The sequence below is a fragment of the Maribacter algarum (ex Zhang et al. 2020) genome, assembly GCF_005885635.1.
Taxonomy (GTDB): Bacteria; Bacteroidota; Bacteroidia; order Flavobacteriales; family Flavobacteriaceae; genus Maribacter_C; species Maribacter_C algarum.
Map to the genome: position 1 here is coordinate 125,920 of NZ_VATY01000003.1, position 25,664 is coordinate 151,583.

General features: G+C 37.9%; 23 protein-coding genes and 2 tRNA genes. 8 read left to right on the forward strand and 17 right to left on the reverse strand.

All coding sequences use genetic code 11. The features are described from left to right. Nucleotides 1-10 precede the first annotated feature (10 nt). The 3 genes from FEE95_RS14365 to FEE95_RS14375 are packed head-to-tail and all read left to right on the forward strand — an operon-like array spanning nt 11 to nt 3,659. Nucleotides 11-1,231: a DUF4407 domain-containing protein gene (locus tag FEE95_RS14365; protein ID WP_238474587.1), complete on the forward strand. Its 1,221-nt coding sequence runs from the start codon at nt 11-13 to the stop codon at nt 1,229-1,231. Then, nucleotides 1,232-2,203 (forward strand): DUF4407 domain-containing protein, encoded by a 972-nt coding sequence (locus FEE95_RS14370; protein ID WP_138658702.1) that lies wholly within the window; start codon nt 1,232-1,234, stop codon nt 2,201-2,203. After that, on the forward strand, nt 2,193-3,659 hold the full coding sequence (locus tag FEE95_RS14375; protein WP_138658703.1) for a hypothetical protein: 1,467 nt from the start codon (nt 2,193-2,195) through the stop codon (nt 3,657-3,659). The genes FEE95_RS14370 and FEE95_RS14375 overlap by 11 nt, the downstream gene beginning before the upstream one ends. A 188-nt stretch (nt 3,660-3,847) precedes the next feature. Here the strand turns inward: FEE95_RS14375 and FEE95_RS14380 are convergent, their stop codons facing one another. Next, nucleotides 3,848-4,186, reverse strand: a complete 339-nt coding sequence (locus FEE95_RS14380) for a hypothetical protein (protein ID WP_138658704.1) — start codon at nt 4,184-4,186, stop codon at nt 3,848-3,850. A gap of 377 nt (nt 4,187-4,563) precedes the next feature. Here FEE95_RS14380 and FEE95_RS14385 point away from each other — a divergent pair, with 377 nt between their 5' ends. Continuing rightward, nucleotides 4,564-5,337 carry an SOS response-associated peptidase gene (locus FEE95_RS14385; RefSeq protein ID WP_138658705.1) on the forward strand — a complete coding sequence of 258 codons (774 nt, stop codon included), beginning with the start codon at nt 4,564-4,566 and terminating at the stop codon, nt 5,335-5,337. Between the two features lie 15 nt (nt 5,338-5,352). Here the strand turns inward: FEE95_RS14385 and FEE95_RS14390 are convergent, their stop codons facing one another. From FEE95_RS14390 to FEE95_RS14425, 8 genes are all read right to left on the reverse strand, one after another. Then, nucleotides 5,353-6,177 (reverse strand): DUF4138 domain-containing protein, encoded by an 825-nt coding sequence (locus FEE95_RS14390; RefSeq protein WP_138658706.1) that lies wholly within the window; start codon nt 6,175-6,177, stop codon nt 5,353-5,355. Then, nucleotides 6,174-7,112, reverse strand: a complete 939-nt coding sequence (gene traM, locus FEE95_RS14395; protein ID WP_138658707.1) for a conjugative transposon protein TraM — start codon at nt 7,110-7,112, stop codon at nt 6,174-6,176. Before traM ends, FEE95_RS14390 begins: the two co-directional genes overlap by 4 nt. A gap of 21 nt (nt 7,113-7,133) precedes the next feature. Further along, entirely contained in the window at nt 7,134-7,748 is a 615-nt protein-coding gene (locus FEE95_RS14400; RefSeq protein ID WP_138658708.1) for a conjugal transfer protein TraK, read from the reverse strand. A 32-nt stretch (nt 7,749-7,780) separates the two neighbouring features. Then, nucleotides 7,781-8,623, reverse strand: coding sequence for a hypothetical protein (locus FEE95_RS14405; protein WP_138658709.1), 843 nt, complete (start codon nt 8,621-8,623; stop codon nt 7,781-7,783). Between the two features lie 2 nt (nt 8,624-8,625). Further along, the gene (locus tag FEE95_RS14410; protein WP_138659193.1) at nt 8,626-9,213 is read right to left on the reverse strand and encodes a type IV secretion system protein; all 588 of its coding nucleotides are present in this window, start codon (nt 9,211-9,213) and stop codon (nt 8,626-8,628) included. 66 nt (nt 9,214-9,279) lie between these two features. Then, the gene (locus FEE95_RS14415) at nt 9,280-11,688 is read right to left on the reverse strand and encodes a TraG family conjugative transposon ATPase (protein WP_138658710.1); all 2,409 of its coding nucleotides are present in this window, start codon (nt 11,686-11,688) and stop codon (nt 9,280-9,282) included. Beyond that, nucleotides 11,666-11,959, reverse strand: a complete 294-nt coding sequence (locus FEE95_RS14420; protein WP_138658711.1) for a hypothetical protein — start codon at nt 11,957-11,959, stop codon at nt 11,666-11,668. The genes FEE95_RS14415 and FEE95_RS14420 overlap by 23 nt, the downstream gene beginning before the upstream one ends. Continuing rightward, nucleotides 11,959-12,246: a hypothetical protein gene (locus FEE95_RS14425; RefSeq protein WP_138658712.1), complete on the reverse strand. Its 288-nt coding sequence runs from the start codon at nt 12,244-12,246 to the stop codon at nt 11,959-11,961. Before FEE95_RS14425 ends, FEE95_RS14420 begins: the two co-directional genes overlap by 1 nt. 190 nt (nt 12,247-12,436) lie before the next feature. On the opposite strand from FEE95_RS14425, the gene FEE95_RS14430 reads away from it, so the two are divergent. The 3 genes from FEE95_RS14430 (at nt 12,437) to FEE95_RS14440 (ending at nt 15,034) form a co-directional block, all read left to right on the forward strand. Continuing rightward, on the forward strand, nt 12,437-13,051 hold the full coding sequence (locus tag FEE95_RS14430) for an N-acetylmuramoyl-L-alanine amidase family protein (protein ID WP_138658713.1): 615 nt from the start codon (nt 12,437-12,439) through the stop codon (nt 13,049-13,051). A gap of 358 nt (nt 13,052-13,409) precedes the next feature. Further along, nucleotides 13,410-13,724 carry a helix-turn-helix domain-containing protein gene (locus FEE95_RS14435; protein ID WP_238474589.1) on the forward strand — a complete coding sequence of 105 codons (315 nt, stop codon included), beginning with the start codon at nt 13,410-13,412 and terminating at the stop codon, nt 13,722-13,724. Beyond that, complete coding sequence (locus FEE95_RS14440) at nt 13,718-15,034, forward strand: type II toxin-antitoxin system HipA family toxin (protein ID WP_138658715.1); 1,317 nt, start codon at nt 13,718-13,720, stop codon at nt 15,032-15,034. Before FEE95_RS14435 ends, FEE95_RS14440 begins: the two co-directional genes overlap by 7 nt. 71 nt (nt 15,035-15,105) lie before the next feature. On the opposite strand, the gene FEE95_RS14445 is transcribed toward FEE95_RS14440, so the two are convergent. The 8 genes from FEE95_RS14445 to FEE95_RS14480 all read right to left on the reverse strand — a co-directional run bounded on the left by FEE95_RS14445 (nt 15,106) and on the right by FEE95_RS14480 (nt 24,306). Beyond that, entirely contained in the window at nt 15,106-16,251 is a 1,146-nt protein-coding gene (locus FEE95_RS14445; protein WP_138658716.1) for an exonuclease/endonuclease/phosphatase family protein, read from the reverse strand. Next, nucleotides 16,248-16,535 carry a helix-turn-helix domain-containing protein gene (locus FEE95_RS14450; protein ID WP_138658717.1) on the reverse strand — a complete coding sequence of 96 codons (288 nt, stop codon included), beginning with the start codon at nt 16,533-16,535 and terminating at the stop codon, nt 16,248-16,250. Before FEE95_RS14450 ends, FEE95_RS14445 begins: the two co-directional genes overlap by 4 nt. Before the next feature lie 171 nt (nt 16,536-16,706). Further along, nucleotides 16,707-17,540 carry an RteC domain-containing protein gene (locus FEE95_RS14455; protein ID WP_138658718.1) on the reverse strand — a complete coding sequence of 278 codons (834 nt, stop codon included), beginning with the start codon at nt 17,538-17,540 and terminating at the stop codon, nt 16,707-16,709. A gap of 392 nt (nt 17,541-17,932) precedes the next feature. After that, nucleotides 17,933-19,177 carry a site-specific integrase gene (locus FEE95_RS14460; protein ID WP_138658719.1) on the reverse strand — a complete coding sequence of 415 codons (1,245 nt, stop codon included), beginning with the start codon at nt 19,175-19,177 and terminating at the stop codon, nt 17,933-17,935. A 227-nt stretch (nt 19,178-19,404) separates the two neighbouring features. Further along, a tRNA-Pro gene (locus FEE95_RS14465) sits at nt 19,405-19,479 on the reverse strand. A gap of 79 nt (nt 19,480-19,558) precedes the next feature. Continuing rightward, nucleotides 19,559-19,647, reverse strand: a tRNA-Ser gene (locus FEE95_RS14470). A gap of 150 nt (nt 19,648-19,797) precedes the next feature. Then, entirely contained in the window at nt 19,798-22,191 is a 2,394-nt protein-coding gene (locus FEE95_RS14475; protein WP_138658720.1) for a TonB-dependent receptor, read from the reverse strand. A 66-nt stretch (nt 22,192-22,257) separates the two neighbouring features. Then, nucleotides 22,258-24,306, reverse strand: coding sequence for an HD family phosphohydrolase (locus FEE95_RS14480; RefSeq protein ID WP_138658721.1), 2,049 nt, complete (start codon nt 24,304-24,306; stop codon nt 22,258-22,260). A 181-nt stretch (nt 24,307-24,487) separates the two neighbouring features. Here FEE95_RS14480 and FEE95_RS14485 point away from each other — a divergent pair, with 181 nt between their 5' ends. Continuing rightward, entirely contained in the window at nt 24,488-25,663 is a 1,176-nt protein-coding gene (locus tag FEE95_RS14485) for an acetyl-CoA C-acyltransferase (RefSeq protein ID WP_138658722.1), read from the forward strand. Nucleotide 25,664 lies beyond the last annotated feature (1 nt).

Genomic DNA, 25,664 nt, shown 5'->3' on the forward strand with positions numbered 1-25,664 from the left:
ATAACCAATCATGAAAAGAGAATATTACGAGAGCCCTAAACCAGGTAGAGTCATGCGTCTTTTATGGAAAGCTGCTGGTTCAGATGGCTATATTTTAAAAAGAAGTACTTACTCTGACCAAGTAAAATATGCTTGTCTAGGCGGTATTGTCGTTGCCACTGGCTTTATGGCCGCCGTAGCTGGTGGCTACGCGATATATACCATTTTTGAGCCGAAAGGTTCCGCCCTTGACGGAGGCACTCATACCCAGACAGCAATTATGGCTAGCGTCTTCGGAGTGATTTGGGGACTAATCATTTTCAATATTGATAGATTCATCGTTGCAGCTACAGGGAAGGGTGACGGAACCGAAGCGATTACTTGGGGTGAATTCGTCAATTCTGTTCCAAGGATCATCATGGGATTGGTCATTGCTATAACCATTTCCAAACCTATGGAAATTAGAATGTTCAAATCGGAAATCGATGCTGAACTGCACCAAGCTCAATTAGAGAAAAGAAAAATTTACGAAGAGAAAACAAAAGTAAATTACGAGGGTCGGTTTGAACTAATTGAAAAAGATCTACAAAAAATAGAGGAGGAACGTGGTAATGTAGTTGAAAGAGTAAAATTAGCCGAAAAAGAATATACCGATCAACTGCAAGGTCGAGCAGGAGCAGGAGCAGGAGATGGCCCACTCTCCAGAGCTTTAAAACAGCAAATGGATAAAGTCGAAAATGATTTAGATGGCTACGACCTAGCGCATCGTGGAGAATTGGAAAGATTAAATGGGGAAAAAATCCAACTTACCGAAGAACTTGATAAGGAACTGGCAAAAAACGAAGAAGTCGCGAATGGGTTAGATGGGCTATTGGAACGTATAAAACTTGCTCATAAAATTGCAGGTACATGGATTACATTTTTTATTACACTTCTTTTTGTAGTCATAGAATTGACTCCCATTTTCTTCAAAATGATGTTGATTAAGAGCCCCTATGATTTTATGGGCGACAACATTCAAGAATTGTTGAAAGCAGAAGATGGTATTCAAATCAAATACGACTACTACAAAGACAAAGAAGGGCAAGAAAGAGACCTAATCATTAGCCATAAAGCACAACGAAAAATTGATGAAAAAATCGCTTTGATGAAAGCTCAAACAGAACTAAGCGATTACATCATAGAGCGCTGGAAAGAAAAAGAAAAGAAGAATATCGATGAAAATATAGAACACTATATTTCTGAAGCATAGATGGCTCGAAGAAGTAAATATGGTCTTTTTTGGAAATTCTCGGGTGAGGATAGACAGATACTAAAAAACTGTTCAACAGGTATTCAGTTACGGTTTGCGGTTAGCGGGTTGATCATTTCCCTCCTCTTTGTTTCTGGGGTCATTTCATACCATCATACTTTTTTTCAAATTTTCAACATCCCTTATTTATCATGGGTGTTGGGAGTACTTTTTTCGTTGATGATATTCAATATTTATAAGCTTAACCTTATTACGATTTCGACAAATCCCGATAAAAAAGGAATTGGATATTTCGTATCACTGAGTTGTAGAATCTGTTTTATGCTTTTACTAGGACTAACTATCATAAAACCCTTGGAAACCCTGATTCTTAAAAGAACATTGGATTTGGAATTGGCATATCTAAAAGTTGGAGAAATCGATAAAGCAACTCGTAAAACAGCAGCTCATTTCGATGATGCGATAGATGCTAGTGACAGCGATATAAAAGCTTTGAAGGAACAATTAGTTAGTGGTAGAATTCGAATTAGCCAAGATAAACTAGATCAAATTGAGTCCAAAAAACGAAAATTGCTAAGTGACAAAAAAGCTCTAATCGAGGAAACGGAAAAACGCATTGATGAATCACCTCATTACATAAGAGGTTTGTTACTGTTGAACTCCAAATTTAAGTGGGTCTGGAACATTTCCATTGTGTTCTTGTTTTTATTTCTATCACCCTTGTTTTTAAAATACTTTATGTCTCGTACAAGTACTTATGTCAGAAATATGACTTTACTAGATAAAAAAATCATTTTAGAAGAATATGAAAATTTAAAATTACAATATCCCTTAGTTTTTGAAAAAGCCATAGGGGAACAAATACACTTGGAAGAGCGATATGAAGATCCGCCTTTCAACTTGGTTCCAATTACTATTGAACTTAAAACTGGAGAAGAGGAAGACTTCTTGAATCACCTGTATGGGCCATAAGACTGTAACGTTTACAAATGAAACAGAACAAAGAACCTATGTTCAAGGAGAATTCACGGGAAAATATCATGGTTCTTTAAATCAGGAGAAATGGCATTCCACTTTTGAGTTTTACGACATCCATATATATCATGGGGAAATTAATAATCTCAAAAACGAAAAAGAGCATAGGGAAACAATTAATGAAACCATTTACAATTCAATAGTATCGGAGACACAATTAACTCAAAAAAGCTTTGAAAATGTCCTCGTCAATTTAGACTCTCCTTATGGGGATTATAACAATTTCAGACTTACTATCAATGACCCTAAACTAGAATCTGTTGAAATTTATGATGTTGTAAAAGATGGTAATCAAACCTTTGGAACTCTTTGTTGTTTTGTGAGCGGTTATCTTTCAAAAATTTCAACAGAAACTAGTGAAATCCAAGTTGAAACTTGCAATCAGTGTAATCAGTTTCTAGAAGAATGTATTTGTAATGATAGTATATCATCTAACGCTACAATTGTTGAAGACCCAGTTTCGAATCCTAGCTTTGAAAAATCCTTTTGGTCAAGAAACTTTGGTTCATGGACAAACAGCAATAAAAATTGGGGTTGGAATTTCTTTGATAGTTCTGGTTTTGGTTGCCTTGGAGCCCTAGGACTATTGGTTGGTCTACTTGTCCTGATGTCCTTTGGGCTGCCGGGTATATTAATAGGAGCTTTAATACTTCTAGTCTATGCAATCAGTGGCCCATTTACTAGAACCTTTCAACATCTAACCAGGGGCTTAAAATGGTTGCTTTATTCTTTTATTGGGCTCCTGCTTCTAGGGATTCTGTGGTATTTTGTAGAACAAAATAATCTAGTCAATTTTTCTTCAATACCACACGATAAAAATAAGACATCAAAAACTCAGAAAATTAAAGAATCCAGAAATATTGGCAATTCACCTCAACCAAACGCAAAACCTCAAAATGAAAAGATAAATAGTTCAATAGAACAAAATTCTACAATTGAAACCGATGCCATAAATGATGAATCTCAAGAAAGCTTCGAAAGCCAAAATATCAAACAAAATAATTCCTCAATTTTAGATTTAAAAACCCGATCGGAAGAAGTAAATAACTCAAGTAAGGAAAATATAATATTACAATCTGAGAAAACCAATAGTTATAAATCAACTTCAGAGCTTCCAAACATTAAATCAAATAACACCGACGTACGAACAGATGAAAACCAACCCCAAACCCAGGCATCAAGTACTAGGCAAAAGCAGTCTAAAGCAATGGAGATTATGTCTGGCATTGAATTTCACGAAGGAGAAGTCTATATCTGCAAAGGCGGTTACAGTAAACGTTATCATTTTAACCCTGATTGTCCTGGTCTCTCAAATTGCTCCACTCGTATTTATCAAATAAATATACCAGCAGCTGAAAGACAAGGGAAAACTTTATGTAAGAGGGAATATTAAACAGAAGGACTAAACCATCTTAAGAATTTTAGACTTTTTTCAGAACTCTTTACAAAACGCCTTTTGGGCAGGGTTTAAGAATTACATTTGAGCCCCATGAACTATACTGTAAAAAAGTCAAACTCTTTACAAAATCCTCTTTTTGTAAAGAGTTTTAAAAAAGTGGTAAAATCGTTCTTGTAATACTTTCAATATTTTGTTCTTGTATAGTATTCAATATGAAACTGCTTTAAAGGAAATGAGAACCGATAATCATGTTTGGGTTCGTCCATAAAACAAAAGAGCAATAAGCCCTTAAATCGAAGGGCATCGTATTTGTACATGACCGAAATATGCACTTTATTAGAAATAACCATAGTGCAGTCTTCGATTATTTCATCCCTCCATTCCAATCCCTGATCATCCATGGCCATATGGACCCTCTTTAGTATTCCTTCAGGTAGATACTTTTTAATCGTAAGCCCTTCAATCAAGTCTAGTTTTCGCATTCCAATATAAATGGTCCTAACATCTGTTTTCTTTTTCATTTGACTTTTACCCTGATCCATCCACATTCAGGAAGTTCATATTTATCGACTTCCATAATGGTATGAACTCCTTTTTGGGGGTATTTATATTTTAGCCTTGTTCCGTGCTCGTTTGCCTCCAAAAAAAACTGGTTGAGGCGTCTGGGTTTGTTGAGCTTTCTGTTCCAGCAATGATGGTTCAAGGTATTTTCTCCTATCTCCCTCAAAAGGGTAGTAATGGCGAACCGACCATTATTTCTAAAAACAATATTGTGAACAAACATAATTTGGATATATTCCTTATTTATGGATTTATTCCAAATGTATCAATCATTTTTTATACTTTTAAAACTTTAACAATTTTCAGTAAATTGAAATTTAAATAAACACGATTTGTTATGTGCTACAGTACGAGAGCTACAAGAAAGGTCGGAGAGTTAGAGGATTATTATGAAATTGAAAGACTGCTAGGGGAACAGGAAGAAAAAGAATACGAATTAATATACAATCATGCCAACGGCTGGGCACACCCCAATATGTGGATTTTTCCTCAACAGCGAAAAGGTCATATGATTCCGGCAAAATGGGGTATTATGCCCTCTACCGCAGAAGGTACTGAATTCAAAGAGTATTTTAAGAAAAACCGTGGGGCCTACGGTGGACTAAATCTCAGGTCTGAAGATGTATTCAATCATTACATGTACGGCGACAATGTTTTTACCAAGCGATGCATAATTCCCGTTGATGGTTTTTTCGAGCCACATACCACTCCGGTAAAGGTCAAAGGAAAACCTTTTAAGGTTCCGTTCTACTTTAGAAGAATAAAAGACAAACCTATGAACCTTGCAGGTATTTATAATGTTACCAAAGATAAAATGGTCACTTTCTCTATTTTTACCAAAAAGGCTACCCCTTTGTTCGAAGACATACATAATCAACCTAGCAACAAATATGGAGATTATAGAAGGCCTGTAGTACTTGAAGACGGCGAAGCTGAATACTGGCTTGAGGATGACCTGGACCAAGATGACCTAATCGATATTCTGGACAACGATTTGCCCGACTTTGAATTTAAAACCTGGCCCATAAGCAAGGACCTACATAAGGCCGATAGTGATAGACCTGACATTATCGAGAAGGTTGTGTACGAAGAATTGGCAATCGATTTTTGATTCCGTCCTATTTACTTATAATCTTCTTCTTAGTATCAATTCCCGATTCCCTTTCAATTCCTTTAGCCTTAATTCCAGTTTCTCATTATCTCCCAAAGTAAATTTCGGTAGTACATAAACAAACCTTGAAGTCTCTGCATGCCTAGTTTTTTCAGGCATTTTATAAACATATTGAGGCTTAAGCGGTACGGATTGATATGAAGCTCTGCGTTTCTCGTTACCTATGACCATCGCTACTTTCAGATAGTCAATGTCAAAATCAATACCCGATTCGTTCTTGATCTCGAACTGCATAAAGACCAAATCCTCGAAATAGACCATATTCTTAATGGCCAATGAAACACCTTCTTTTCGCTTGAAAATATTCTTTCGTTCCGGTTGTTCGAGCATTGCTTCTGATGATTTTACCAAAAACGCTTTTGGGTATTGTTTGTGTACGACCATATTGGAATCCATTTGTATGGTGTCACGAATGACGAGAGACTCCCTTTGATGTACATGCCCGATACTTTCCGAAAAGGAAACAAAACGGTTCATCTCCTTCAACGAATCAGCGTACTTGATAACATATGAATAGACCTTACCATCGGTAGTGACCACCAGAAGGTTACTTTGATTTCCTTTAGTTGCCTTTAAAAGCCCTAGTGGTTGTGCGCGCTCTCGATTATAACTGAAGACAAAGTTGTTCGCACCGACTATTCCCTGACGGATGTTTGTTGGGAAGAAGATGGCAAGGTTCATTTTTTCATTTGCATAAAGCGTGTCCAATTGCTGTGGCTCTTGTGCAGATGAAATATTGCCTAAGGTTGCCAATAATAAAATTAAGAATAAACGTCTCATAGCTTTGGTTTTAAAATGAGTTTGTAATTATTGTTGACCGTAACCCTAACGTTACGGTTATTGCGTTGGAATACTTTTTTCACTCCACTTACCCCAGTATTGACCGCCCCTGAAACATCAGGAACGCCGGGTATATTGAATTCAGAAATCGCATCGCTCAAGACCTCATTAAAGACCTCGCCCCGAAAACTGTTTCGTATGTAAATGCCTTCCAATCCATCGGCATTATCGTATGCCTTTAGCTTTAGTGGAATTCCCGCTATGTTTTGCACATTTAAGACTACCCGGTTCGGCCGGAACTTTACAATTCCGTAGAGCAGGGTATTTTTTTTGATTTCCAAACCTTGTAGGGTCGTGTTTTGGGTTACTCGCATTTGTAGCCGGTCATTGACCTTTATGGTCTGTTTGCCATCGATTTCGACTACCAAAGATTCACCAGTGCCATCCGCCAACACTTGGGGACTAACGGCAAAGAACAATTGATGCTCGAGACCCATTGCCTTCAAGGGAGAAATGGTATCCTTTGTATCGATAACCTCGTTTTTCTTTCTTCGCTTTTTACGTAATGGTTCCCGGGTTCCAGAAGCTGCGGAATCCTGTGAGTAATCTATACGACCGATACGATATATACTATCCACGATACGTTGTTTCTTTTTGTCCAAAAGGTCTTCATCGTATATTCCCGATTCATCCAAGAAACGTTCGTCATAAATACTGGGGGCAATCCGTTCCCTTTCCTCTTTTATGGCATCCACTGCTACCTTTTTGGAGGAATACATATCCTCCCCCTCTTCCAGTTCGGGCACCAAAGTCTGTTGAAGTTCGTTGACAGTATCATCATCCGCGCCCAATATAAAAAACGAATAGCCGACGATGAATAAGATGACCACTCCGATGACCGCTGCAAACACTATTTTCTTTTTGTCCATTTTCATAGTTCGTTTTTTAAGTTCAATTCACTCCTGCTCTTTTACCTTTTTTAGGGAATTCTCGAAATAATCGGTAATCAGCAGACCATGTGTGTTCTTGGGGTAGTTTCGGTCTACCGTAATAAGTCCTCCTGTTGAGACCATTTCATAGCGGTCAATGACAGCCCCTCTGTTGATTTCGAAAACGGTTATGGTTTTAAAGCGATAGGGTTCGGCCCTTAAATCCACTTGTGATTCGACACTCAATACTTTTTGGACCAGGGAATATTGCAATATCCGGTTGTAGACCCCATCGGCCTTTTTCTGCCGATAGACATTGTCAACTGTGCTATTTCCAAGCCAAAGGGCTTTCTCCAAATTGCTTTCATAGTTACTGTCATCGATACCGTAGAAGTATTCATGGAACAGTTGCAAATGGGACAATGCCTCGACCTGAAGGTTTTCTTTTTGGGATACCAGCTTCAGGGGAATAACAGAGCCATCCGTATTCACGGCAAAGGCGCTTCCCATCGCCTTTTGGTACATATTGAATACCATCACCCCTGAAAATACGCTTGACAAAAGTGCTGTAACGGTTACTATAATCGTCACATAGCGGTTCAGTTTGAGTATATCATAAATGTTCTTATACGGTAGTTTCATAATTCTATCATTTTTAAAATGGGTCAATGACCCTATTGTGTGAAAAGCCTTAGCGTAAAGGAGGTCGCCCTTTTATACAGTTTGAATTTTAGGAAGACGATAAACCCAATTGTGGCTGCCTCCACTAAAATCTTGATGGTATTATTGTCCGTTGGCCCTCCCCAGAGGTTCGTCCAGAAATTGGCATTGATCTCCGAATACAATTGGTTCACGAAAATGTTGACCAGAAAAAAAGCTGGTACAAGCATATAAACAGCCGCATACAATTTGAAAAAGGTATAGGCCATAGTCCTGAATTTCTCAAAAACCGCCAAGCTGATGACCAAAGGAAAAAAGGCCTGCATGATTCCTAAAAGGAAATATCGTTCCGCCAAGAACAAGGGATAGATGAACAGGTCTATCATCCATAGGACCAATCCAATGAAAAAGCTGAACATCTTTATCCCGAATACCGGAGTGACCAAAGCTTCGTACAATAAAGCCCAAGCTTTCTTGGCCGCATCGAAAGCGCCAACATCTTCTTCAATAGGAATTTCCTGTAATTGCAACGGAATCAAGGCCGGAGCGGTATCGCGATACTGGCCTTCAATAGCCACCAAAATACCATCGAAAAAGCCCAGGATCTGCGTAGAGAATATGACCAATAGGACGATTACAAAATTCTTTGCGAGATCCCTTGGGGACAATCCCCATGAATGTCCTTCCTTATCGGCAACTCCCTCATTGTATTTTTTAAGGATGTTGACCAAAAAAAACAGCACGGCCAAGACCTTGATACCCCTAATCGTATAGGTAGAGAAATCGGTGCCCTTGATCGTCTCAAAGACAGCGTCTACATATTCAAGTCCTATGCTCAAGGGAATCATGAGTTCCATCTTTAATAGTTAGTTTTTCTATTATTGATCTTGTCCTGCATTTCACGAAAGGCAATGATATCTCGATACCGCTCAGTCTTACGCTCGATTTCGGTCACCATTTCCTTGGACTCCTTTTGATGTGCACGGATGGCCCGCATGCGTTCCCCATCTGTCAATTTCAAATGGTCACTTGATAGGATTTCGTTTATGAACTCCAAATCCTCCGTAGCTTGATCTAAGATGGCGTTGAACGATGTCGATATCCGTTCCACTTCATCCGCCCTTATATGCGGTGAATTAAGAATATCCCTTAAATCTCCCTGCACCGTATCATAAAGGCGTTTGTTATTGCGGATGAGTTCTTGTACTGCCTTTAATTTTTCAATGGCTGCACTGACCTTTTCGATATTCTCTTTCTGCTTTTTCAGAAATTTGACCGTCTTGATGATATTGGCGGTCTGCTTTCCAGCTTCCAACAGTTGTTTGACAAAGGAGATAAAGTTCACATTGTCGTAAACGGGAATCCCCTGGGCCGTCGCACGGCCGGGCATTGTTAAGGCCAGTATCAGGGATGCCGTAAACACTATTTTTTTTATTGTTATTTTCATGATTTCTGGGTTTTGTGATGCCGAAGCTTTTGATTTCGTCATCTGATTAAACATTCATTATTTATGCTATGCAGCTTTGCGTTCCAAGAACCGCTTGATAGCTATTTCCATATTGTCTTCCTCCTTATAAAGGGCCATTATGGCCTCGTTGTCGGAGCCGTCGGTTAGGTAGGCCGCGAATACCTCTGGTGGCACTTCCAATCGGAAGATGTTACTCTCCTTACCAATCTTGATGAACATTTCGGTGTATTTGCGTTCACCAGTAAGGTCGTTCTTAATGGATTTGAGTTGGTTCAGGTCGTGGCTCGAAAGGTTGAGCCTTTTGATCAATTCGTCATATCCTTTTTCATTGTTCAGGCTGTAAATGACCTGTGTGTTTTCAAGTATACTTGCAGATGTGGAATTATCGGGAAGTTGATTGATAGACTGTAAAATAATGCCAATTGCTCCTTCCTGTTTCCGAATGGCCTGATAATAGAATTCCACGCTTTCCAATACATTGGGAAACTTCAATTGCTTCGCGAACTCATCGAAAAGGATGATTCCCTTTTCTTCCTTATTGCGCCAAATTGTTCTTTGGATTGCCGTTTTGATAAGTTTTAGCATAACGGACAGGATTTCCTTGTTGTCCTTGACCTCGTCCAGTTCGAAGACGATCAATCGCTTGTCCTCGATTTTATAGGATTGGTCCTCGCTCATCTCAAAAAGGAAACTGTACAATCCGCCCTCGACATATTCCGAGAGGATGTGCAAGAAATTGGTAATGTTGAAGTACGCCTTGTCGATACCAAGGGTTTCCAGAAGTTGCTCACGATTGTTTCGGATAAATCCATAGAAACTCTCCAAGGAATGGGCCTCAGAAACAGTTTTGTAATAATGCTGCAGGATTTTCTTTAGCGATACTGATTGTGCCTTGGTCACTTTTAAATCCGATGCCAGCAGTTCAAACAGAAAGACGGAAAGGTCTTCTAAACGCTCTGGACTGATATCTTTTACATCCGAGATATAAAAGGGGTTGATACCTAAGTTCTTTCCGCTCTCATAACGCAGAACAGTATACTGCTCAGGGTATAACTGTGCGAACTTGGTATACGAACCCCCTAAGTCGATAATGACCAGACGGACATCCATTTCAAAATATTGGCGAAGGATGTTATTGGCCAAGAAAGATTTTCCTTCTCCTGTTGGGGCAAAAATGGCAAAGTTCCTTGCCTTGATCCGTTTCTTCTTTTCGTCCCAAACATCTTTGAGTACGGGAATGTTATGTTCGCGATCATTGAAGATGATTCCTGTTTTATCCGATTGATAATTCGTGTTGTTTATCAGCAAGCACAAGGCATGCTTCAAATCGGTCACATAGAGGTCTTCATTTGAAAAGTTGGAAGCGAAACAGCAATAACTATTCAGGAAATAGTTCTTGCGCTCTTCGCTACTTGGATAGTAGGGGACTATATCCAGTTCCTTGAATTCCGTTTTTATTTGGGAAGCGATTTTTTCCAGGCTCCGCGCCTCGCGGTGCCAATAGATGACATTTAGGTGTCCACGTATGATTCGAGAACTATCATCGGTATTGATTTGTTCTTGGATGTGCTGGATTTTCTTAAGGATGACCTTGTTCTGTGAACCGAAGTTGGAACTCTTGTTGAGTTCCTCGATTTTCTTGTCCAACAGCTTTCGCCATTTCTGTTTATCATCGAGATAGATAATCTGGTTGACCACATGGTTTTCGTTTAGGGAAAGCCCAAGCCCATCTATAAAACCTTGATGAAAACTGAAATCATCTGAGGTAAAGCGTTCGTTTATTTTACTCGTCTGGACTTTCTCCCCAAAACAGCTTTCGCTGTTCACGGTAAGTACATCGAAATGATTTTCCCCTATTTGGATGTCTTTTCTTCCCAATTCGATAGCTGTATCAAATCCGTCGTTATAGCCGTTGAAATAATCCGAACTCATTGATACGATTTCTTGACTCCTCATCGGTATCAATGACACCTTTCGTCCATTATTGATAAATGAAACCGAGTCGTTGACGGCCGCTTTGAAACGCTGCAGATTTTCTTGTAGCACTTCGGGAATCTTTGCATCCGCTTTGCGAAAGGGGTTGAAATATTTTGAGTTGTTTAGCTGTTTGTTCTTGGTAAGTGTAAAGAAGAGATACCCATGGTGCTCCATATGACTCCTTCCTTTAAAATAATCGTGCGTGGCCTTTGATAGAAACGTGTTATTGGGTAGGTTTTGTGAAGTGAAGGATTTTTTGAAATAAATGTCCTGTTTGTGCACTACGGTTCCAACAGGTAAGGATTTCATAGCCTGAAACCAATTACTGTGCATGTCCTCAAAATCCTTTTCCGAAAGGGAATAGATTTCTGGAAGTTCCACCTTGTAGCATGCCACGACATTCCCGTTGTTACAGAATAACAAGTGGTCCTTGATGTCCGCTATGGGATGATATTTAGAGATATTTATCTTTGACATGGTTCAGGATATTGTCTTTTTTATTACTGATGCTTTTAGGGAATACCTTTCTGATATTGAAAAGCCGAGTGCTGCCGTTCATTTTATTTAGACCTATAAAAAGGCCGGCATTCCAGATAAAAAGAGAGAGCACCATTATCAAGCTGAAAGAGAAAATAATGACCAACAGTGAGGCTACGACGGACACCATCAAAAGGGCAAAAAGCGATATAGGCAGACCCCATATCAATGCCCCTTTGCGGATGTTCCGGTAAACCTCGTAGCTTCTCATTACACGACTATTGAGATTAAATAGGTAAAGATGCCGACGACGGCACCCGCGATAAGTACAAATACCAGTACCCTTGTAATACCCTTTTTAAGGTCGGCGTTTTCACCGAAGAAGTGACCCGCATTAAATAGGAAACCTATGAGAAAGATGACCCCAAGGATAATGGGAAAGATGGCACGGATGGTATCCGATACGTCGTTTACGGAATCTTCGATTCCACCGACCTGAGCGTAACTGGCAAGGCTCATAAACAGGAATGCCAGCGTTAGACTTTTAGCTTTTTCCATAACTGATAATTTTAAGGTCGAAACATTTTCGGCCTGTGATTAATTATTATGGAATGTAGAAGTGGATTGTACTTTTTACCAAAGGATTCTTAAAAATTAACTAGGAATAGCGTTAATTTTTAATGGAAATACATGGTTTTGAGAGATTCGTTGAATATTGCTCAATGAAGAATCGTAAAATCGTGAATCAATGAAGTCAAGGATAATCCTTCTTATAGGTCTATTAATTCTAGGTAACAACAAAGCTATTGGGCAAACATTAGAGGCAAAGAGAAAAGTTATTGTTCTTGATGCAGGACATGGGGGAATTGATTCAGGTACGGTATCGACAAACGGCCTTCAAGAAAAAGATATTGTTCTTGACATAGCGCGAAGTATGATTACTTGGAACAGCATTTTGTTGGAATCTAAATATGATATCTATTTAACAAGGAATAAGGATACACTTATCTCATTGGACGATAGAACTAGGCTTGTCAAACATATTAAGCCGGATATTTTTATTTCGTTGCATTGTAATCATATAAGTGATTCAAACATAAAAGGCGTAGAAGTTTATACCTATGATAATAATGAACTATCCGAAATGTACGCCCAAACAATTTTGAATGAGCTAAATCGGAATCTGGGCTTTATGACCAGAAAACCCAAGGAAGGCAATTTTCAGGTTTTAAGGGAAATAAAAGAACACTGTCCTGCTATTCTATTAGAGCTTGGATATTTGTCCAATTCAAGTGAATCTAACTATTTAAAAGACAGCCAAAACAGGAAGGCATTGGCCTTGGCTATTCTAATGGCAATTTAATCGAATGTTATGAAAGAGCTGATATCAGAGGTCGTAAAGAGTATTGGAATTATTGTTTCAGCGATGTATAAAGAAGTGGCCCAGTTCGTTAGGAATTGTAAAAACAAGAACTTATAAGTGGCCAAAACTAGAATTTCATTACTTATTTGGCCACATATAGAGCTTTTAGTAGTAATTCTGATTTAAAAAATGCATGATATATCATGCATTAACTACAATTTTAGTACTTAGTGAATGATTTTTAATGCGAATTAAGATCAATTAATCGAAGAATATCTGTATATTTGAATGATATTTCATGCATTAAATAGGTAAAAATGATATTATGAATGATAATTCATACATAAATTGGATTTCAATGAGCGACAAAGCTCTAATCGAAACAATAGGTGCTTTTATTCAACATCACAGATTAAATCAAAACAAATCACAAAGTGAAGTGGCCAAAGCAGCAGATATTAGTCGCTCCACACTTAGTCTATTGGAGCGTGGCGAAAAAGTATCGCTGAATAGTCTAATGCAAGTATTACGAGTTCTTGATTTATTATACGTTATGGACGTTTTTAAAGTAAGTGATGAAATAAGTCCAATAGCATACGCTAAACTTAAAAAAAACAAAAGACAACGCGCTCGAAACAAAACCACTAATTCAAATGAAGATTCAGAATGGTAGACGCAGTTGAAATAAAAATATGGGGCGAATTAGTTGGAGCTGCTCGTTGGGATACAAACCAGCAATTGGCTAGTTTTCAATTTGACAAAAAATTCTTGACTAGAAATCAAGACCTATCCCCAATAAAAATGCCTATAAAAAATGGAGACCGGATTTATAGTTTTCCAGAATTGAGAAAATCAAAAAATGAGGAGGTTTCTACTTTTAAAGGACTTCCAGGATTACTAGCTGATGCACTCCCTGACAAGTATGGCAACCAGTTAATAAACATATGGCTAGCACAACAAGGTAGACCACCAAACAGCATGAACCCCGTTGAACAATTATGTTTTATCGGATTAAGAGGCATGGGGGCACTAGAATTTCATCCTGCAAGCCTCAAATCAAACAATCAAACATTCGCTGTAGAGATAAAAAGCCTAGTCGAAGTTGCTCAAAAAATGCTCTCGAATAGAGAAAATTTTGAAACTAATCTCAAGGGCAATGAGCAAAAAGCAATGAGTGAAATATTAACAATAGGAACATCCGCTGGTGGTGCCAGACCAAAAGCAGTAATTGCTTACAATGAAAAAACCGGTGAGGTCAGATCAGGGCAGACGGATTCCCCAAAAGGTTTTGAACATTGGCTGATTAAACTCGATGGTGTAAGTGATGCGCAATTTGGTAAAAGTTTTGGATTTGGAAGAGTTGAATACGCATACTATTTAATGGCCAAAGACTGCGGAATTAATATGATGGAGTGCCGATTACTCGAAGAAAACGAAAGAGCGCATTTCATGACAAAAAGATTCGACCGAGAAGGCAATAACACAAAGCATCATATTCAAACGTTATGCGGAATTCAGCATTTTGATTATAACAACTTACAAGGCTATAGTTACGAGCAATTATTTCAGACAATGAGAATACTTAAATTGACCTATCCGGAGGCCGAGCAAATGTTCAGAAGGATGGTATTCAATGTAATGGCAACCAATTATGACGACCATACAAAGAACTTTTCCTTTAGGCTCAAAGAAAACAGTAAATGGGAGCTTTCTCCAGCCTATGATGTTTGCTACTCATTTGACCCAAATAATATTTGGGTAAGTCAGCATACGCTAAGTATAAACGGGAAACACAAGAATATTGAGAAATCGGACTTAATGAAAATAGCAAAGGACAATAACATTAAAAAAGGAGAAAAAATAATTAGTGAAATTAAAGATATAGTAACTGATTGGAAAAAGTATGCAACTAAAGCGAACGTTTCAAATAACTTATATAATTCTATTTCAAAAACTTTGGTTGCTCCTATTTTTAATGAATAACAGCTCTGCTTGGCATGAAATTGAGGTAAGTAATATTTTTACATTCAAACTAACTTTAAAGCATTCATGCTTTATGCACTTTTTTTATATAGCCGAATCGAATCTTCTAATTTGAAATCAGCCCATAATAAGGGATGGTCGCTTGCCGCATCTTTTTCTTTCTCTACAGTTTCATAAGTTTCCCATTCCGGTTTATTCAACGGCCACATACCCTTTCTGTTCATGCCACACGTGTTTATTTTATCATACAAAATAGGAGAAACCAATAGGTAGTCTTTTTGCTTAATGTTGACACCCATTCGATAAGCCCCCATTCGATAATAGCCTGCATCTTTTCCTGAATCCGCCATTACATCAAAAGATTGATGCTTAACAACGTCTGAAACTCCTGATTCCATAATGGGAGAAATACAATCGGCATAGGAAGGAGCATTTAAGGTACCTGCGATAACAATATTTTCAATTCCTTTTGAAAGTAGGTCGGTATACACTTCGGCTACCTTTTTAGCCTGCTTTTTTCGTAAGGTGTCAGATGCGTTTTCACCTTCTAGCTGACAACAAAGCAAATACAATGTTTTGTTTTCAGGGGTTTTAATTTTGTATTGCTGAAAATCTGTATTAAAGAGTAAGCTGCCATCCGTATCCCTTTCATTTGAAAAGGATTTCAGGGATTTTAAATGATAACCTTTCTTTAAAAGGATGCCCATACCTAAACCCTTACCGTCATTTCCCTGAAGGTGCATAATCTCTTCATAATTTGAGCTTTGATTCTCTTTAAAGAATGAATTATGAAACTGGATAAGTGATTCCCTGTTTTCGACTTGTTGCATTAAAATAATATCAGGATCGACCTCACTTATGACTTTTGCTTTATTGATTATTGAGTTCTTGGATATGGGTACCGATCTAAGCTTTGTCCAACCGTTCCAATCGGTCATGTATGATGCTCGCGTCTCCATAACTTTCATTGAAGATTTGACGTGCAAGCTTCCGTCGAAATTCAACATCGATAAATATGGTTCGTACGAGGTGCTATGAAAGCCTAAAAGATTTGCCAATTCTCGCATGCGAATATAATTTTCCTCCGTCCGCTCTGCTTTTAGCATTAGAATCTCAAACTCTTCTTTCCAAATTTCGGATTTGATTTCATATTCCAACTCCACCATTTCGGTATGTCTGTGGAATAGATTTTGAATATTAAAGGTCGCTATTTTCATGCCGCATTTCTTTTAAAGTCAATCTCATTGTTCTCTAGAATCTCATTAATCTTTTCCTCATCGTAGTAGATGATACCGCCAAGTTTTGAAAAGGGGATGGTTCCGTTTATCCTGAAATTTTGAAGGGTACCAGGACTTATTTCAAGTTTGTTCATTACCTGTCCCGACTTGATCCAATGATCGATTCCTACCCTACCATGTGTTGCAAGTAATTCTTTGATTTCGTTGAGCAGTTTAATTCTGAACTCCTCTAAATCTTCTGTAGTAATGATATTTGCTGCCATAACCCATTTGTTTACATTAGAATTAATCTACTGGGAATCAATTTCTATTCGGTGAATTATTTTGTATCCCTTTAAACAAATTTGATTATAAACAATGGAGAAAATTCAACAGTACACCTGACCTCTGGTCAAATTTTAACATTTTTAGAGAAAGTATTATCCTCGGATAACCTATCCCGCGTCAGCACTGTCCATTCTGTCTTCCAACCCTCTTGTAAGGTCTTCCATGAATTTGGCCCGGCTTTTTTTCCTTCGACGAATTTCGGAGTAGATTTTATAAATATCTCCAGAGTCATGGTTAAAAACCCTACAAAGAGCTCTATCGATTATCGAAATCTCAATCTTACCATCATTTACCGCTCCTACACTTACCAAAGCGTATATGAGTTCAACATAAGCGGTATTTGAAAATGTCCATCTCAATTCACTCTCAGAACATTCATCGCATGGTGGACAGTCAGAATCAATTTTTGCAAGGCGCTTTTGCAAGTATTCTATCAACCTCTTATTTGCAAATAACTTAGCTAACAATAAATCGTGGGATGTACTGAAATCCTTATCACGATAATAGTGTCTCGAATAAGTAATATTTACATCTCGAAAATTTGCCCTAGTAAAGTAATTCTCATCTAAGTGGTTCTTTTCCTGTTCAATGTATTGCGTAAAGTCAAGATTGTATCTGAAGAATCGATTGATCTTATCCATCTTTTTCTGTATATACTCTTTTTGGACATCTTGGTTACCAACTGGAAATTGAATTTCAAATGAACGCAGTTCCGAATAGTACACCAAATTGGACAAGGGAACTTGTTTGATGTATTTAAAGAAGTGGATTTCGGCATCGGTATTTTTAAACTTGAAGCTTGAAATCTGTTTTTTGAACCGATAGATAACGTCTCTGCATTTCGTGATGGATAGGTCACATTTTTTAATGACCTCTGAAATTGTGTTTTCAAGGACGTTTAATTCTTCTAATAACTTTTCTGAAAGTAATACTCTTTCCATATCCCCTAATTTTGACAACAGTTAACACCATCGTTCATTGTAGGAATGGGGATTCGCGTAGACGAGTATTGAATTAGAAATTTGAATTTCTTCGAGAATATCAAACCCCAAAAATCATGCCTTCATTATCGACAACTCCAAAATATACTTGAACCAGCTTAAAAATTCAAACTGTAATTAGGGAAACTAAGGGTAGGGTTAGTCAAGTGGTTTTGTAATGAATGAAACTCCATTAAAAAAGGCTGAATCAAAAATGTAGCTTGATTTCAGCCTTTTCTCGCAATTTGACCTTCAAGGATAAACATATTGGAAACAAAACGCACGGAACCAAAATCGAACGATCTTAACACATTTTGTTTATCAAAATTTCGTAATCTTCAAAAAAACACGCTTTACGCAACTTTTCTTTCCGTGGATTTAAGTTTTACTTTGAGGTCCGAAATATCTGCACTAATCTTCTTTTCCAATACTCTGGCATAGATCTGAGTGGTCGAAAGTTTCTTGTGACCAAGTAATTTAGATACGGTTTCTATTGGAACACCATTGGCCAAAGTAACGGATGTTGCGAAAGTATGTCTTGCACAGTGAAAAGAAAGATTCTTGTCTATTCCACACTTGGAAGCTAAGACCTTCAAATATTTATTACATTTCTGATTAGAATAAACAGGTAAAAGCAAGTCTTCATTCTTCCCGTAAAGTTTATCCGCATATTTGTTCAGTATGACCTTGGCCTTTTCCAATAATGGAATCTTTACGAATGTCTCACTTTTTTCCCTGCGTGTGAATATCCAATCATCCCCGTCCATCCCAAGAACAACGTGTTCAGGTTTAAGTTGCTTTGCATCTATGTAGGATAGGCCCGTATAGCATGCAAAGACGAAAACATCCCTAACATATCCAAGTCCAATGTCTTTCAAAGAAAGACTTTCCATCAATTTCAATTCCTCGATACTCAGGAAAGGTCTATCATACCTGTTGAAGTTTGCACGGAAAAACGCAAAAGGGTCTTTCTTGATGCAATCCAATTTAAATGCTATAGTCGTCATCTTTTTCAACCGTTCCATATGCTTCATAATACCATTATTAGTCAATGGTTGAGAGGCCTTTAACGGTTTACAATTCCGAAGGTAGTTCTCAAAACTAAGAACGAAGGAATAATTGATGTGGCCCAAGTGCACATTCGAAGCCTTATACTTCTTTTTGATAAACAATAACAAGTATTTTTCCGTGGCACCATAATTCTTGGCCGTACCAGCCTCCAACTTCTGTACTTCATTATCCTTATGATATTGAAGCAAGTCCTTGAGTGTTCGTAAAGGTACGTCCTGACCGAGATATCTCAATTTTACAGACTGTGCGGTAAGGATCCTGCCTTCTTCTAGAAGCTCTTTTTTACCCTGGGTAATATCTTGGTAAACTTCCATCAAGTCATCGTTTATGGACTTCGCTCCATTTACCTTAGTTTTTACTCTACCTGTATCATAAGACCAATAGGATTGTAATACAGAATGTTTTGTGCTGACATCGGAACGGATGCCATCAACTGTAATTCGCGCATAAATAGGAATAGTGCCATCCTTTCTAGTGGAACGCTTCTTTAACCAAAATACTACGCTAAAAGTGTGTACTGTTTTCATCACTTTCGTTTTAGAGTTATTAATTCCGTTAAACGAAAGTCAAATCGCTGTGAAGATCAATTGCGACAATCTAGGTGTAAGATACAAAATTGATATTTATCAATAGGACACCTAATAGGACACCTTCAAATATGATTCTAAAACTATTCAAATGAAATCAAGGAAAATGTAATTCCTTGATTTTCATTTGTTTAGTAAAAAGATGGTATTTAAAAATACCACTTTTGTCGGGGTGGCAGGATTCGAACCTGCGACCTCCGCGTCCCAAACGCGGCGCGATAACCGGGCTACGCTACACCCCGTAGCATAAAAATTTCAAAAATAAATACCAGATTCCAAAAAATAGAAAATGGTATTGCTGTACTCTCACACAGACTCTTGCGGAGAGACAGGGATTCGAACCCTGGGTACCCTTGTTAGGGTACGACGATTTAGCAAACCGCTCCTTTCGGCCACTCAGGCACCTCTCCTAAATATCTTCAATGAACTATCGCATAAAATGCGGATGCAAATGTACTTTATACTATTCGAGAACGCAACAATTTTTTCATTAATTTTTTTAATATTGCGGTTTTTGAAAATCAACTTAAAACGCCATTTATACATAGTCAATAAGGCAACTACTCGATGACTCTGATAATGGCTTTTCCACTACCAATTTCTCCCTTCTCAGTTATCGTTTTGGCATTTACCATAATGTTATCAAAATTAGGTGGAGTCTTAAATCTTACGATGGCCTCACCATTTTCATCTGTTTTAACGTTCGGATCCCAAAATAGGGAAACCTGATCTTTTCTAGATCTTTTAAGAAGTTTGCGATTATAAGAATCATATCCTATCGATTTGTGGTAACCCTTAAAGGTAAACTGACCCTCTTTTCTGGAGACATAATCAATATCAGATCCGTTTCGAGTATAAATTAAAAAAACACCTTTATCGGCCCTAGACCCCCACATGGATGCATCTGAATTATAGGGGCTAATGAACTCAATTCTTTCAATATCGTTTTCAGTCAAACCCCAAGAAGTCTGAAAAACATTTGAATTTTCCAACATCATTCCATCAACGACCCATAATGGTCCTGGTTGATCAAGTGTCGAACCAGATTGGGTTGGAGCATTCCCGAAAATTTCTCCTGAAGATCCAATGTTAGGACTATTTGGATTACCCGAAACAGTTATACCTGGTATTTTAATAAGAAGCTCAAAAATTGATTTAGGTCTCTTTGGATCTTGAATAACTACTCTTCCTTGACGAGCTTTGATTCCATATACAGGAGCTGAAGCGCGTTTTTTAATTCTACCTTCCTTGACATCTACCTCATCAAGTTCAATCAAACCAGTTGTGTCAATTGGTTGCCAAACAGATGGTTGCAATGGTTTCTTGCTGTCCCTTTTTCTATTCGTTCTTTTATTGATTTCCTTGCTATCTTCAGTAGGATTTTCAATTTGTGAAAATTTCACCAGACGAGACTTTGAATCATCTCCCTTGGTTCTAAAAACCATTTCATTTTCACCAGTTAAATTCAAATCTGTAAGTCGCAACATACCATTGTCATCCGTCTTCTCTTCCTTCACTAAAACATTCTCTTTCCCCCCAGAAATGACTTGAACTTCTTTGTTTTTTAGCAGAGTGTTGTTCAAATCGTAGGCATAGCCGTATAGCTCCAACCCTTTTTGAAAGGGATACTGAATTTTTTGTTCGGAAAAAGTTGAACTAAAATCAAAAGATGCAGTATCCGCTGCTATCATTCGTATATCATTTAAGAACCTGACTTCTCTATTCCTACTTTTTGAACTCGTAGCCCAAAAGTGTTCTTCTTGAAATTGCTCGTTTAGAAATGGACTCTCATTTCGAAGACTTCTTGCACTTAAAGAAAGTTCGGTCTCTACCGGATTACCCAAATTATCCTTCACCAGCAACTTTATAGCTATTCCATTTTCCTCCTCATTCCTCTCCAGTGGAAAAATTTCAAGATTTAACCGATTATACCCTTCAATATTTATAAATCGTGAAGCCCATTCTCGATTTTCATCGAATAGGGAAATTTTCATTATTCCGTGGGGAATATCATTTTTTAGAATATCCAACTTTACTTCGCCTTCGTCAACTTTCAAATTCTTTTTGAAATAAGTTACACCTGCCATTTCGCCTTTCAAATGAAGCACATTGCTCTTGGAAGTTTTAGTTGGCTTAATAATGATGATAATCTTTGAGGAATCTAGATTATTAACACTCAGCTGATAACCTTCATCCACTGCCCTTGGTAAATTGAAGGTGCGGCCATCAGAAGTTGTTAGTTGATACACTTCATTAGCCCTTGGCGTAAAAGTTGCCGAAAATAAGCCGGAGTCATACTTTGAAATAGGCATGCTTATACTCCCGCTTTCACTTACAATAGTACCTTGAAGTTTTGCTGGAGTGCCATTTTCGGTCACTGCTTTTATTACTACTCTATTGGCTAATGAATTAAATAAATGTCCCCCTTCCGGATGAAAAGTTACTTTAAACGCTGGAGAAGAATCATCCGAAAGCTCTTTTTTGTCGCCGGAAATGACCAAACGCTTCGAATAATAAAAAGATTCTCCATAATTTTTCATCCATCTGGTATAGGCTCTTATAAAGTAATTCCCATCAGCTAACTTCTTGGGTATATCCAATGAACCGCTGGTTGCACCAGATTTAATGCCATGATACTGGGTAAGAATCGCTTCACCACTTGAATCGACCAAATCAACTATTAGAACATTGCTTGCATTCACTCTGAGGCGATTAGGCCCAGTTAACATGTAGGCTTTGAAAAACAAAGGTTCATCTTTTACCACTAAAGATTTATCAGTATGTAGGACCACTCGTTCTTGCCATAAAAACAATGAATCTCGTATACTGGCATCTTGAATTGCGGTCTGTTTCAATTTATTAATGGAGTATTCTTTTGCAGAATTTCCCTGTGCCAAAAGGTATGGGCAATAAAAAAGTAGGGCGACGGCTAATTTAAGTATGGTTATTCTCATGACTCTCAAGTGTTTTATCCTTAGAATTTAGCCGCAAAAATTATTCCAACCTAATGGAATTTACAATCATTCAGGATACTCCACTCTTAAATGATAAATATTAGTCAACTTTTGCTTGAATATTTTCTTAATCGATTCAATCTCCTTAAACGTAATGTCTGCATTCAAAAACTGATTTGCTGCCATTTGACCAGCGATTATCTTATCTACAAATTCATCAATAATAAGGAAGGTTGGATTTTTTAAACTCTTAGACGCCGCCTCAACAGAATCCGCCATCATCAAAATTGCCGTTTCCTTTGAAAATGGTGTTGGACCTGGATATCTAAAATCATCAGCATTTGCTTCTGGGTCGATTTCTTGCTGTTTCTTAAAAAAATAATAAACCAAGGTTGTCCCGTGATGCGACCTTATAAAGTCTATGACCCTGTCTGGTAAATTATTTTTACGAGCCAATTCAATTCCGCCAATAACATGATCTAGAATAATCCTTGCGCTATCTTTTGGCGACAACTCGTCATGCGGATTTACATTGGTAATTTGATTCTCTGTAAAGTAAGTGGGATTCAACATTTTACCAATATCATGATACAAGGCCCCTACTCTAACCAACATAGCATTCGCACCTATTTCATTTGCAGCAGCTTCCGCCAAATTGGATACTTGTAATGAATGATGAAAGGTACCTGGAGCTTTATTTGAAAGCTCCTTTAATAATTTAGAGTTTGTATCAGAAAGTTCTAACAGAGAAACGTCCGAGACTAAGCCGAATACTTTCTCATAAATATAAATTAAGGGCTGAACGAAGAGCGTTATCATTCCATTTAGTAAAAATAGACCCAATGTAAACCAAACTATGTTTTCCAAATTCCCTTCATGAATAATATGAAAAGCCAGATATCCAACAATGTAGATGAGCGTTATTTGTCCGACAGAGATAAAAAGATTTGCCCTTTTGTACAACTCAGAAACAGTAAGTATGGTAACAATACCTGCGATAATTTGTAGAAAAATATATTCAAAACTATTGGGCACAACAAACCCAAGAATCAAAACGGTCAGTACATGTACAAAAAGTCCTAGCCGCGCATCGAAAAAGGTTTTTAACAGTAAAGGAAGTATACATAAAGGGACCACAAAAACATAAGCTTCGTCATACTTCACCACTATTGTGGTTACAAAAACCATCAAAAGAACATTGAAAAAAATAAAAGTGACCTTCGTATTGTTTTCATAGATTTTTGGTCGATATTTCTTTAAAAACAATAGCAGCATCATTAAGACTAAAGCTACCAAAATAGCATATCCGAAGAGGATGAAATACTGACTTTTCGCCGTCCATAGTTCAGATTCATATTCCCCCTTCAACGAATTTAAAACTTTGAAGTTTTCCGCTTCAACAACCTCACCCCTGGCGATAATCAACTTACCTTCATCAACCGTACCGCGGGTATATGAAATTTTTGAAAGTTCATCATTCAATGCTTTAGTAGAAAGGTCTTCGTCATAGCGAACGTTTGGAGTTGTCAGGTTGAAAAACAGCTCTTGATAAGCCGCCTTAAAAGTTATCAAGCCACTTTTTCGCAATGTCTCGTTTACTATACCCTCTACATCCTGCACACTATATAGTTCACCTGCAGGTATTTCACTTGCCTCATTGTTCTTAATTAGGTAAACGTTATTCTTGGGGTTCTTGGATACCGTCTTTTTTACAATTCCATTCTCGTAAATTTCATCAAGAATCGACCTACCGGTTTGAGATAGTGTCCTTAATTGATTTTCGCTGTAAGCATCTGAAGAAAATACAGAAGGAAAGTTTGCTTCAAATTGTTCATAGACCTTAGACTTTATTCCAGAATCATATTGATAGTAATCAATTCGATTACTTTTTATACGCTGCTCTTCATCTAGTATTTCGGCTTTATCCTTACTTATGGAAAAATCAAAAGGTGCATAGAGGTTTTCATACTGCCACGGTTTTCCTTTCTGGAATTCATACTTAAACTGTCCACCCTTCGGAAAGAAAAAAACAATAAGAAATAAGGATACACCGTATAAAAAATATTTATAAATGCGGGATTGGTTCTTGTACAAGGTATCCAACGATTTGCTCATAGAGAAGATATCTGTTCTCAAAAATAGAAAATAATAAGCTAAGGGAACTTTCGGCGGCCCTGCATTTTTAATAAAGGCTTCAATAGAGTCCTCACAAGCCTTAAAAAGCATTCATTTCCAAGGAGCTATATCAGCTTAAAATTCGTATTTTTGCAGCCAAAGAAATAAACGAATTTGTAACATGAAAGAAGTAGTAATTGTATCAGCCGTACGAACGCCAATAGGGAGTTTCATGGGTATGTTGTCAACTATTCCGGCCCCTAAATTAGGAGCAATTGCCATTAAAGGAGCATTAGACAAAATTGGATTGGCCCCTGATATGGTAGAGGAAGTTCTAATGGGCAATGTTGTACAGGCTGGTACAGGTCAAGCTCCGGCAAGACAGGCGGCAATTTTTGCTGGTATTCCTGATAGTGTTCCATGTACTACGGTAAACAAAGTTTGTGCTTCTGGTATGAAAACCGTAATGCAAGCTGCCCAAGCTATTGCTTTGGGAGATGCCTCGATAATTGTTGCAGGCGGCATGGAAAACATGAGTTTGATTCCACATTATGTTCATTTGAGAACTGGTCAAAAATTCGGACCGGCGTCATTGATAGACGGAATGCAGAAAGACGGACTTGTGGATGTATATGATCAAAATGCCATGGGTGTTTGTGCAGATGCATGTGCAACGGAACATGATTTTAGTAGAGAAGATCAAGACAAATTCGCCATTCAATCATACCAAAGATCTGCAGAGGCGTCAAATGGAGGTAAATTCAAGAATGAAATTATACCGGTCGAAGTACCTCAACGAAGAGGTGAACCTGTATTAGTTTCCGAAGATGAGGAATTCAAAAACGTAAAGTTGGAAAAGATTCCAAATTTACGCCCTGCCTTTTCGAAAGAAGGAACAGTAACCGCGGCCAATGCCTCGACTATTAATGATGGTGCAGCAGCTCTTGTGCTTATGAGCGCAGAAAAAGCTAAGGAACTAAACCTAGAACCTTTGGCAACCATTAAAAGTTACGCCGATGCGGCCCAAGAACCTAAATGGTTTACTACAGCTCCCGCTAAGGCGCTTCCGAAGGCTTTGAATAAAGCCAATATATCCATAGATGATGTAGATTATTTTGAGTTTAATGAGGCCTTTGCGGTCGTTGGACTTGCCAATATGAAGTTATTGGGACTTAAAGATGATAATGTAAATGTAAATGGTGGTGCCGTCTCTCTAGGTCATCCATTAGGATGTTCTGGAGCCAGGATTTTGGTTACTTTACTTCATGTTTTAGATCAAAACAATTCCAAAATTGGGGCCGCAGCCATTTGCAATGGAGGTGGCGGTGCATCTGCAATTGTTGTGGAAAGAAACTAAT

Excerpts from the sequence above, each read along its gene's own strand:
- FEE95_RS14365 (WP_238474587.1), top strand. The coding sequence starts at position 11 with ATGAAAAGAGAATATTACGAGAGCCCTAAACCAGGTAGAGTCATGCGT.
- FEE95_RS14370 (WP_138658702.1), top strand. The coding sequence starts at position 1,232 with ATGGCTCGAAGAAGTAAATATGGTCTTTTTTGGAAATTCTCGGGTGAG.
- FEE95_RS14375 (WP_138658703.1), top strand. The coding sequence starts at position 2,193 with ATGGGCCATAAGACTGTAACGTTTACAAATGAAACAGAACAAAGAACC.
- FEE95_RS14380 (WP_138658704.1), bottom strand. The coding sequence starts at position 4,186 with ATGAAAAAGAAAACAGATGTTAGGACCATTTATATTGGAATGCGAAAA.
- FEE95_RS14385 (WP_138658705.1), top strand. The coding sequence starts at position 4,564 with ATGTGCTACAGTACGAGAGCTACAAGAAAGGTCGGAGAGTTAGAGGAT.
- FEE95_RS14390 (WP_138658706.1), bottom strand. The coding sequence starts at position 6,177 with ATGAGACGTTTATTCTTAATTTTATTATTGGCAACCTTAGGCAATATT.
- traM (WP_138658707.1), bottom strand. The coding sequence starts at position 7,112 with ATGAAAATGGACAAAAAGAAAATAGTGTTTGCAGCGGTCATCGGAGTG.
- FEE95_RS14400 (WP_138658708.1), bottom strand. The coding sequence starts at position 7,748 with ATGAAACTACCGTATAAGAACATTTATGATATACTCAAACTGAACCGC.
- FEE95_RS14405 (WP_138658709.1), bottom strand. The coding sequence starts at position 8,623 with ATGGAACTCATGATTCCCTTGAGCATAGGACTTGAATATGTAGACGCT.
- FEE95_RS14410 (WP_138659193.1), bottom strand. The coding sequence starts at position 9,213 with ATGAAAATAACAATAAAAAAAATAGTGTTTACGGCATCCCTGATACTG.
- FEE95_RS14415 (WP_138658710.1), bottom strand. The coding sequence starts at position 11,688 with ATGTCAAAGATAAATATCTCTAAATATCATCCCATAGCGGACATCAAG.
- FEE95_RS14420 (WP_138658711.1), bottom strand. The coding sequence starts at position 11,959 with ATGAGAAGCTACGAGGTTTACCGGAACATCCGCAAAGGGGCATTGATA.
- FEE95_RS14425 (WP_138658712.1), bottom strand. The coding sequence starts at position 12,246 with ATGGAAAAAGCTAAAAGTCTAACGCTGGCATTCCTGTTTATGAGCCTT.
- FEE95_RS14430 (WP_138658713.1), top strand. The coding sequence starts at position 12,437 with ATGAAGTCAAGGATAATCCTTCTTATAGGTCTATTAATTCTAGGTAAC.
- FEE95_RS14435 (WP_238474589.1), top strand. The coding sequence starts at position 13,410 with ATGAGCGACAAAGCTCTAATCGAAACAATAGGTGCTTTTATTCAACAT.
- FEE95_RS14440 (WP_138658715.1), top strand. The coding sequence starts at position 13,718 with ATGGTAGACGCAGTTGAAATAAAAATATGGGGCGAATTAGTTGGAGCT.
- FEE95_RS14445 (WP_138658716.1), bottom strand. The coding sequence starts at position 16,251 with ATGAAAATAGCGACCTTTAATATTCAAAATCTATTCCACAGACATACC.
- FEE95_RS14450 (WP_138658717.1), bottom strand. The coding sequence starts at position 16,535 with ATGGCAGCAAATATCATTACTACAGAAGATTTAGAGGAGTTCAGAATT.
- FEE95_RS14455 (WP_138658718.1), bottom strand. The coding sequence starts at position 17,540 with ATGGAAAGAGTATTACTTTCAGAAAAGTTATTAGAAGAATTAAACGTC.
- FEE95_RS14460 (WP_138658719.1), bottom strand. The coding sequence starts at position 19,177 with ATGAAAACAGTACACACTTTTAGCGTAGTATTTTGGTTAAAGAAGCGT.
- FEE95_RS14475 (WP_138658720.1), bottom strand. The coding sequence starts at position 22,191 with ATGAGAATAACCATACTTAAATTAGCCGTCGCCCTACTTTTTTATTGC.
- FEE95_RS14480 (WP_138658721.1), bottom strand. The coding sequence starts at position 24,306 with ATGAGCAAATCGTTGGATACCTTGTACAAGAACCAATCCCGCATTTAT.
- FEE95_RS14485 (WP_138658722.1), top strand. The coding sequence starts at position 24,488 with ATGAAAGAAGTAGTAATTGTATCAGCCGTACGAACGCCAATAGGGAGT.